Genomic DNA, 8,829 nt, shown 5'->3' on the forward strand with positions numbered 1-8,829 from the left:
CTTGCGCGGGCGGCCTGTCGCCTGGGTCGACCTCAACGCACGCACACCTCGTCCTCGCCCCCGGGCCTTCGCTCGCAGCTTGTACGCCCACGAACGATGCATTCCAAACGACGCCGAAACCGCATCGGGATGTTCCCCATCGTTCATCCGCTCAAGTGCCAGCATGCGCATCTCTTCGAGGATGTTGTGCGCCAGACTTCTCCCGTCTCGTTTCACAGTCCGTGGCTCCATCGAGTGACACGACACGATAGATCAGCACTCGTCGAATTTGTTCCCTAACTTACTGACCAATGAGTAAGAGCGAGCAACTCGCTTGGCTGATGATCGACGAAGCGGGTCAAGCGACACCTCAACAGGCGGCTGGCGCAATCTGGCGCAGCAAACGTTCGGTGATCGTCGGAGATCCGTTGCAGCTGGAGCCGGTCGTGGGGGTGCCGCAAGAACTGATGGCGCCGTTGCTCAAACGCTGCTCAGCCGAGAAGCAGTGGTCGCCTCCGCGCGCCTCTGCGCAGACGCTGGCCGACCGCGCGAACCGGTTCGGGATGTATCTCGGGGAACCCGACGCAGAGGAGCGTATCTGGCTGGGATCTCCGCTACTCGTCCACCGTCGCTGTCTCGATCCGATGTTCCGCATTGCCAATAGCATCGCGTACGAGAACAAGATGGTCTATGGCACCAACGATGACGACGGTCCAGACGGTATCGGGCCGAGTCGCTGGGTGCAGGTTCAAGCGGAGCATTCTGACGGGCATTGGGTTGAAGCACAGGCCCTGCGCGCTATGGAATTGGTTGAGCAGCTTACGGGTGGCGTACTCAAGCAGAACGGACAGTTCAAAGTCTACGTTATCACGCCGTTCCGAACAGTTGGTGGCAAGATCAGGCAGCTGCTTTATCGCCGCTACGGCGAGGTGAGCAAGGGGATGGCGGGGACAGTCCATACCTTTCAGGGTAAGGAGGCCGACCACGTGGTTTTTCTACTCGGTGGCAACCCGTCCAGCCCTGGCGTGATTTCCAGTTTTGCTGGTGCAAAACCGAATTTGGTAAACGTCGCGGTTACGCGCGCCAAGCGTCGGTTGTATGTGGTCGGCGACCGTCGTTTCTGGACGGGGCCATCCGACGTCCATCGTATCTTTAATCGCTTGGCAGAGCATCTGGACAATGTGCCGGAAGAAATACCCGCGTAATCGATGCAGTAGGCCTGACTGGTCGCACGGACTGGGCCGAGAGATGCTTCGGAGCGCCAGCGCTGCCGGACGACCGCCGACAATCCCTTGGGACGCACGACCCGAAGTCGGCGGTTGCGTACACATCGATTGACTGATGGCGAGCATCGATTCAAGGCGTTTGGAAGTACCGTGGACGCTCACGGGATGAAACAGGGATACTGCCTTGGAACGCCCCAAAAGGAACAGAAATGCAAATACGACAACTTAAAGTCACAAATTTTCGGGGCATCGCATCGTTAGATTGGTCCCCCAGTCTATCGTTCTGTTGTCTGATTGGCCCGGGTGATTCCGGCAAGTCGACAGTCCTTGACGCGATAGAAGCAACGCTTTCTTCGCGGTGGTTGTCGTTCACCGAAGCGGACTTCATCGGCGGCGACACTACGAAGACGATTGAGATCGAAGTCACTGTGGGCGAGCTGTCCAAGGCACTCAAGTCGGACGAACGGTTCGGGCTTTATATTCGGGGCTGGTCCGCCGAGGGGACGATCCGCGATGAGGCTGAAGATGGCGACGAGCCGGTCCTGACCATTCGGCTCACCGTGGATGCCACCTTGGAACCAGCATGGGAGATTTGCTGCGACCGAATCGAAGACGTGCGCACGCTCTCAAATCGCGATCGCGCACTCTTCGGTTTAGTCCGTCTCGCCGGTGAGGACGCCCGACACTTGGCGTGGGGTCAAGGCTCGGTGCTGTCTCGGTTGACCGGGAACAACGAGGAGGCCTCGGCCAGATTGGCACAAGCCTACAAGGCTGCCCGAGACAGCGCGGGCCTCCACGAGATCGAGGCCCTTATGGAGGCTGCGACGGCGGCTGAAGGGTTTGCCAAAGGCATGGGTGCTTATGTCGAGGGGGCATACGCACCCGGGCTGGAACTTGGCCGCGGGGGTCTTTCCGCAGGCTCCATTGCGCTGCACGACGAGGGGGTTCCGTTGCGAATGGCCGGCTTGGGAACCAGGCGCCTAGCTACTCTCGCGATCCAGAAGTCCGCCGTATCGGAAGGCGCTATCGTTCTTGTCGATGAAATCGAACATGGGCTCGAGCCACATCGCATCATGGGGGCCATCTCCCAGCTTCGACGCGACCAGACCGTCGCCTCAGAGGCGAATCGCCCGGTCGGTCAGATTATTCTTACCACCCATTCTGAGGTGGCCTTGGCCGAGGCAGGAGCCAAGTCGCTCTTCGTTTGTCGGACGTCTCGCCCGGATCGTGCGACTACGGTGATCAAGCCTGCGGCGCCCGATCCCATCCATGCTCTGATGCGGTTCAACCCGCGAGCGCTGTTCGCTCGGCGCATCCTGGTCAGCGAGGGGATGACCGAAGTGGGGATGCTTAACGGCCTGCGGGAGTTCTGGCCGCCTCGTCATGACGATATGCCGTGCGAACACAAGGGGGCATCAGTTGCGGATGGCAACGGTGGGCAAACTGTGTCAATCGCATTGGGGTTGGCACAATTGGGATATTCCGTCGCAGTTTTCCGCGACTCCGACGTGCCATTGACCGTGGAGGCAGCGGCCTCGCTGGATGAGGTAGGGATTCCAGTGTTTGAATATGGAGGAGAGCTGGACTCCGAGCACGCACTGTTTTCTGCTGCGAGTGACGAGCAGGTTCAGCGTCTGCTTGAATATGCTCGCGAAGAACGTGGTGTCGGGAAGATCAACGACAACCTTCTCGCAGCACTGGATCTGGATCGAGTAGATATCGCGGGCGATTTCGCGTTGTGGGACCTGATCTCAGCGTTCGATGGTCGCGAGTTGCGCGAAAAGATTGCGGGAGTCTTCGGCGCCAAGAAGTGGTTCAAGGATCAACGCATCGGTCGCGGCCTCGCTCCTATTGCGTGGGACATTGCAATGACGAGCCCCGAATCCCCGATGGCACTGGCGCTGGCCGCTGCTGAGGCTTGGTTATATGCTTGACGCCGAAGAGCTCTTGGGCTTCAGTAGAGGAGCCATTGTCGCGCCGGCGGGGCACGGAAAAACTGAGCAGATCGCCAAGGTAGCGGCGCTCGGACGACGTACGCTCATTCTTACTCATACTCACGCCGGGGTCCATGCCATCCGGTCGAGACTCAAGCGCTTGAAGGTTCCACATGCGGCGGCAGTGGTCGATACAATCGCCGGCTGGTCGATGCGGTATGCGCACGCCTTCCCCGGAATCGCACAGCCCTGCGAAGGCATGCCGCAAGGAGCGCAGTGGGACGACCTGTACAGAGGAACCATTCGAGCTCTCGCCATTGGCGCGGTTCGCCAAGTGGTCGAAGCCTCCTACGACCGCATTCTGATCGACGAGTACCAAGATTGCAACGGCTTGCAGCACGAGCTTGCGACGACGTTATCCACCATCGTCCCGACTTTGGTCTTTGGCGATCCGATGCAAGGCATCTTCGAGTTCGCCGGTGCGACTCTCAACTGGGAAACGACCATCTTCCCGTGGTTTCCCCTGGTCGATGAGCTTGATGTTCCTCATCGCTGGGAGAATCGTAATCCGGAGCTTGGAGAATGGATTGCGGAGGTTCGAGAGAGGCTGATGCGGGGTGACGGCATTGACTTGTCGGTCGGACCGGTCGCCTTCCGCCGCGCCGATACGGCGTTCGATATGGGGCCGTTGTTCGATGGCTTCGACGGCGTTCAAGGCAGCGTCGCTGCTATTCATTGCAACAAGGGAATCTGTTACCGACTGGCTCGCGCGGCGGGCGGCGGATACCAGGCTATCGAGGAGGTGGCCGCGAGGCGTTTGCAGGAGTTCTGCATAGCTTGGGATAGTTGCGATTCACGTCAAAGCCGAGTCGATGTCATCACGAGTCTGTTGGACGATTGCGTCAATGTGAAGGCGCTAGAGGATGGCGAAGAGGACACTCTTGCCGATCTGGCAACCAATGCGAGAATCAGGCTAGCGGTAGCCGATCTTTTTGGTCCTGGCGCGGCGGAGGCGGGGGCGACAGTCTTGTCGTTGATTCCTCGGCGTGCGCGCTACCAGCTCTACCGCAGGGAGCTTTGGCGCGATGTTGAGCGCGCCATGGCGGACGTTGCGGCTGGCCGCTGTGTATCGATGACGGAGGCCGCTGAGCGAGTAAGGCAGCGTGCGAGCCTCGCAGGACGCCGGCTTCCGCAGAGAACTGTATCAACGCCATTGTTACTGAAGGGTCTTGAGTTCGATCACGTGGTGGTGCCCGACGCCTCGCATTTCGCCCGAGAGCAACGTGCGCAGGCGAAGCTCTTCTATGTTGCAATTTCCAGGGCTACGCATTCGTTGACCGTTTCCGCACCGGACAATTGGGTGCACTTTCAAAGGCCGGACCTTTAAGCCTATTACCTCCTCGGAGGCCGCTGAAGGTTGCTTCGCCTCCTTTACGAATAAAGAATCGCTATCTGATCAAAGAGATAGGACACAATGCGACAACTGAACCGTTCTCAAGCACGCACTCCGCAGTTCTTTTCTTCCGAAAAGGCGGAGTCGTACAAGAAAAAAATTCATGAATACCTTGAAAATCCAGATTTTCGAAGGCCTCCCGAGTTCAGGTGGGAGAGTGATGATCGATACGAAGTGCAGGAGGCGTTACAGAACTGGACCCATGGAAAATGCTCTTACTGTGAAAAAAGACGCACTCTCATTGGAAGCGATGCTTGGGGGATAGATCATTTCAGACCTTTACGAGCGGCAGACCGGGGAAGGGGGAAAATAGACCGCCTTCACTATTGCTGGCTGGCGGTGGAGTGGGTAAATGTCTACTATGCATGCCATGCATGCGCATCGATAAAGGGGAATCTATTTCCCCTATATAGAGGACATGGCGAGTTAGGTGCGAGTTTAGAATCGTTACGCCGGACTGAGACTCCTGTGCTGATTGATCCAGCCTACGATAGGGTGGAAAAGCATTTGACTGTAGCGCCGTCAGGAAGGATGTATGGTCTCACACAGCGAGGATCTGAGACAATTTCGCTTCTTGACCTGAATCGCCAGGAATTGCTTGACGGCCGCGAGGATGCGCTACGTGAGTTTGTTTCGAAATGGAATGATGCCTTCGAACAAAGAGAGAGGCCAAACTCATCTCTGACATTCGAACAAGTTAGAGAATTACTTGCACCTGAGGCGAGCTTTTCGGGCGCAATATCCCTTCTGCTACATCGGTTGCTGCCAAAGAGAGTCCGTAGGAAGGATCTGCACTCGATATCGGAATCGCATCTTCGACAAATCCTCGACGCTATCGGCGCGATCAATCCGGGCGAGGTTGACCGTGAGATTGAAGCGCGCAACCACGCGAGAGGTTCGCAATATTTTCTTGGGCAAGCGCACCGGCGTGCACGGCCGATCCGCCGAATAGAAATCCGAAACTTCAAGGGGATCCGGGAGGCCGCGGTGGACTTTCCGATGCCGGAAGGGAAGGACACCCAGTGGGTTGCATTCGTTGGGCCAAACGGTGTTGGCAAAACATCGCTGCTTCAAGCGCTGGCGCTTGCATTGGCTGGACCTGTTGTCGCATCGGAGATGATCGACGATGCGAAGACGATTCTTTCTGAGGGCGCATCTGCTGGGGAGATAAGACTCGAATTCTGGCACTCCGATGAGGCCAACCTTCTAACGTTCGATAGAACTAGTCGAAGGTTTGGCGGATTCGCCTCTACGCCTTCTCCTGTTCTTGCATACGGAGCGTATCGCTTACTGGCTCGTAGAGTCTTGCCGCGGAAGCAACGACGCAATGATTTCCGTCTACTATCGCTTTTTGACGAGCACGCAAAGATTAATGGGCCGCACGGCTGGTTCACAAAGCTTGCTGGGCAAAGATTGCGTGATGCAGCAGACCTTGTGCAACAGTTGATGCTGGAGCCAACTGCGCTCGTGAACATCGTAGATTCGAAGGTCGAAGTGCGAATAAATGGCCGCGAGCAGCCGATCGATGCAATGAGCTCCGGGTTGCAGAACATATTCTCCCTGGCGACCGATATTCTGGAGGTTGTGTACTCTTGGGGGGACAGTGCTTTGGGAGCGCAAGCGACAGTCTTGATTGATGAGCTGGATGCTCATTTGCATCCGGCCTGGAGACTCCGCATCGTAGAGCGACTGCGGCGGGCGTTCCCGATGATCCATTTCATCTATAGCACACACGATCCTTTGACCCTGCGAGGCGTCCGCGGACAAGACGTCCAGATCTTAAATGCATCGGAGCAAGGGACGCTGTCAGCTCGGTCTGCGCCGGGTGACATCGACGGACTATTCGTCGATCAGCTTCTCACTTCCGATTTGTTTGGGCTCAATACGACGTTGGACGAGAAACTGGACGGTGAATTTGTCCGGTACTACGATTTGCTGGCGCGGGGTGATTCCCGCTTGAACGCACGTGAGCGAGACGAACTGCGAGGGCTTGAAGAGTCTCTGCACGATGAAGGAATGATGGGCGTGACCCAGCGAGAGAGAATAATGTACCGCGTGATAGACAGGCAACTCGCGACCTTACGAGATGGAGAGGGAGGCGAACTGTCGGAGGACGCGATCAAGCTCATCGAAGAGCTCGTGCAAAGTAACCAAGAGTACAAGGGGTTGCTAGGTGATTAAACGAGACCGGCCGTTTGGTAGCGAACCTGAGATTTTACAAGGCGACCGCGCGACGAACGAGCAAAGCCGCGCTTCCGGTTACTACGCGACGACACCTGGTGGCTTCCCGGCGTTCCCCGGCTTTCATATTTACCGAGACGCGGAGGTGAAGCAGGCGCTTAACGCGATTTTTGAAAAGAAGTGCGCGTACTGCGAGTCGAGATTCGTGAATCAAGGGGTCCAGGTTGAGCATTTTCGGCCCAAGGGGGGAGTGCAGCTGACACGAGCCCCGGTGGCTACAATTGGTTATTGGTGGCTCGCATCGGAATGGACAAACCTACTTCCCGCATGTAGTGATTGCAACACGGAAACTGATCATTTTCTGCCCGACGGATCTGTGAGGAAACTCGGGAAGGGAAACTACTTCCCCTTGATGCCGGGTCAGGGGTGTGCCCCTTCGAGGGGATACCTCCATACAGAATCGCCGCTACTCATCAATCCGACGCTCGATGATCCAAATCGTTACCTTGAGTTTACTGTCGGCAGTTTTGGTGAGCGAACCCGGTCCTTTGTTCGTCCTGCCGAGCTCGACCCTATTGGTTTGATGAAAGCGGAGGCGACAATAGAAGGCTTCGGCCTGAACCGCCGACGGTTGGTCGCGGCGCGTACGGCCAGATTGACTTCACTGGAACGGGAGCTATTCGCTTGGCGAAGGCTGGTAATGTCAGCGGACAAGATGGCGTCCGAAGCTGATAAGGAAGCGACCCTGATGGAGGCGAAGACACTGCTCGACGATATCCTGAGTAATTTCGTCAAACACAACAAACCTTACTCTGCTGCTTGCTTCGCGTTTGCCAAAGAGTGGCTGGCAGGCGATCGGCCAGGAATTGTGCCTCGGCAGATCAACGACGACGTTGATGATGAAGACGAGGACGACTATGAAATCGTCATCTAAGGCGGTTCGTGCGATTTGTGGGGAAACGCCGATCCTGCCACTATCGGGTCGCCGCCGGCTCGGACCTCGACGGTCGTGGCCGACGTCAACGCACAGAGGACTGCCTCACGGCGGGATGGACCTCAACACAGCAGGATTCGAGGTCCGTCTTGCAGAAGTTCCAAATCGCTTTGGTCAACCGTTGGTGTCAACCCACTCACGAGCCCAGGCGATGCCGGCCGCCATCGCATCGTCTTCCGTGCGGAAGAACTCGAGCACGCCGCTGGTCCCAACAACTCGCCCCGCCTGGATGACAGTCCCACTCGAGGCAAAGGCTTCCCCCTCGTGAATCGAGTGCCCGTAGATCGCATATCCCTTGTAAAGATCAGTTTCCATCGCGTGTTCGGTGCAATGCTGTCAATGGTGTGTTACTCGATGTATCGGTACGTTGCCGAAAATCAAGTGCATCATGTAGTCACGGTCCCGCCGTATCTGTTTCTCAAGGAAAGCGCTTCATAGCGTCGGCCGGTGCCGGAGGCGATTCCGACGAGAGCCCCCCTTGGCGCGAACGCTCGTCGTTGAAGAGGATGCGCAGGCGCTCGAGCGCAACCAGGTTCGAGCGCGTCTCGTCGCGCCAGGCTCTCTGAACCGCTCCGCAGAGTCCATCCATCTCCGCGACGAGCTTTCGCATCCGTACGACGTCAACTATCAGCCGCCGAACTGCCTCGTCGTACTGGTCACCGGACCCGTGCCGACGCCACAACTGACGCAGCTCTACCAGCGTTGGTGATGGCATTTCCGGCAAGATACGACGGATCACGAGATGTCTCGAATACTGTATGAATATAAGGGCTATCCACTTAGCACCACCTGAGAGAAAATGTCGGTGTGAGCGAATTCCAGCCTACCCCGACCGCCGGCGTCGACTACCCTCGGACGTGGAGCCAGTTTGAAGACTGGTTTGTCACCGAGGAGGAGTGTGCGCGCTATCTTGAGCGGCTGCGTTGGCCGGAGGGGTTCGTCTGCCCCAGTTGCGCAACCAAACGGGACCCGTATAGGAGCAGCCGCGGGCGCCTGATCTGCCGCACCTGCCGACATCCTGGGACAGTGACATCCGGCACGATTTTCGATAAGACACGCACG

The 8,829-nt window shown here is 57.4% G+C and carries 8 protein-coding genes and 2 pseudogenes; 8 read left to right on the forward strand and 2 right to left on the reverse strand.

Annotation, left to right across the window (positions count from 1 at the left end):
- Positions 1-216, reverse strand: a pseudogene (locus tag GCT13_RS45825) (IS630 family transposase); the annotation flags it as partial.
- A 74-nt stretch (positions 217-290) separates the two neighbouring features.
- On the opposite strand from GCT13_RS45825, the gene GCT13_RS45830 reads away from it, so the two are divergent.
- From GCT13_RS45830 to GCT13_RS45850, 6 genes and pseudogenes are all read left to right on the forward strand, one after another.
- Positions 291-1,184: a DEAD/DEAH box helicase gene (locus GCT13_RS45830; protein ID WP_152768234.1), complete on the forward strand. Its 894-nt coding sequence runs from the start codon at positions 291-293 to the stop codon at positions 1,182-1,184.
- 230 nt (positions 1,185-1,414) lie between these two features.
- Positions 1,415-1,552, forward strand: a pseudogene (locus GCT13_RS51535) (AAA family ATPase); the annotation flags it as partial.
- Between the two features lie 15 nt (positions 1,553-1,567).
- Positions 1,568-3,139, forward strand: a complete 1,572-nt coding sequence (locus tag GCT13_RS45835) for an ATP-dependent nuclease (protein ID WP_218274613.1) — start codon at positions 1,568-1,570, stop codon at positions 3,137-3,139.
- Entirely contained in the window at positions 3,132-4,526 is a 1,395-nt protein-coding gene (locus GCT13_RS45840) for a UvrD-helicase domain-containing protein (RefSeq protein WP_087740307.1), read from the forward strand. The genes GCT13_RS45835 and GCT13_RS45840 overlap by 8 nt, the downstream gene beginning before the upstream one ends.
- A 534-nt stretch (positions 4,527-5,060) precedes the next feature.
- Entirely contained in the window at positions 5,061-6,773 is a 1,713-nt protein-coding gene (locus tag GCT13_RS45845; RefSeq protein WP_160111899.1) for an AAA family ATPase, read from the forward strand.
- The gene (locus GCT13_RS45850) at positions 6,766-7,707 is read left to right on the forward strand and encodes an HNH endonuclease family protein (RefSeq protein ID WP_143811249.1); all 942 of its coding nucleotides are present in this window, start codon (positions 6,766-6,768) and stop codon (positions 7,705-7,707) included. The genes GCT13_RS45845 and GCT13_RS45850 overlap by 8 nt, the downstream gene beginning before the upstream one ends.
- A 174-nt stretch (positions 7,708-7,881) precedes the next feature.
- Here the strand turns inward: GCT13_RS45850 and GCT13_RS45855 are convergent, their stop codons facing one another.
- Positions 7,882-8,082, reverse strand: coding sequence for a hypothetical protein (locus GCT13_RS45855; protein ID WP_152768235.1), 201 nt, complete (start codon positions 8,080-8,082; stop codon positions 7,882-7,884).
- Between the two features lie 163 nt (positions 8,083-8,245).
- Here GCT13_RS45855 and GCT13_RS45860 point away from each other — a divergent pair, with 163 nt between their 5' ends.
- Entirely contained in the window at positions 8,246-8,476 is a 231-nt protein-coding gene (locus GCT13_RS45860; RefSeq protein ID WP_087740481.1) for a hypothetical protein, read from the forward strand.
- Between the two features lie 98 nt (positions 8,477-8,574).
- Positions 8,575-8,829: transposase (locus tag GCT13_RS45865; protein ID WP_321574243.1), on the forward strand; the 255-nt coding region annotated here is incomplete at its 3' end.

It is taken from the genome of Paraburkholderia franconis, from assembly GCF_009362735.1.
Classification (GTDB): Bacteria; Pseudomonadota; Gammaproteobacteria; order Burkholderiales; family Burkholderiaceae; genus Paraburkholderia; species Paraburkholderia franconis.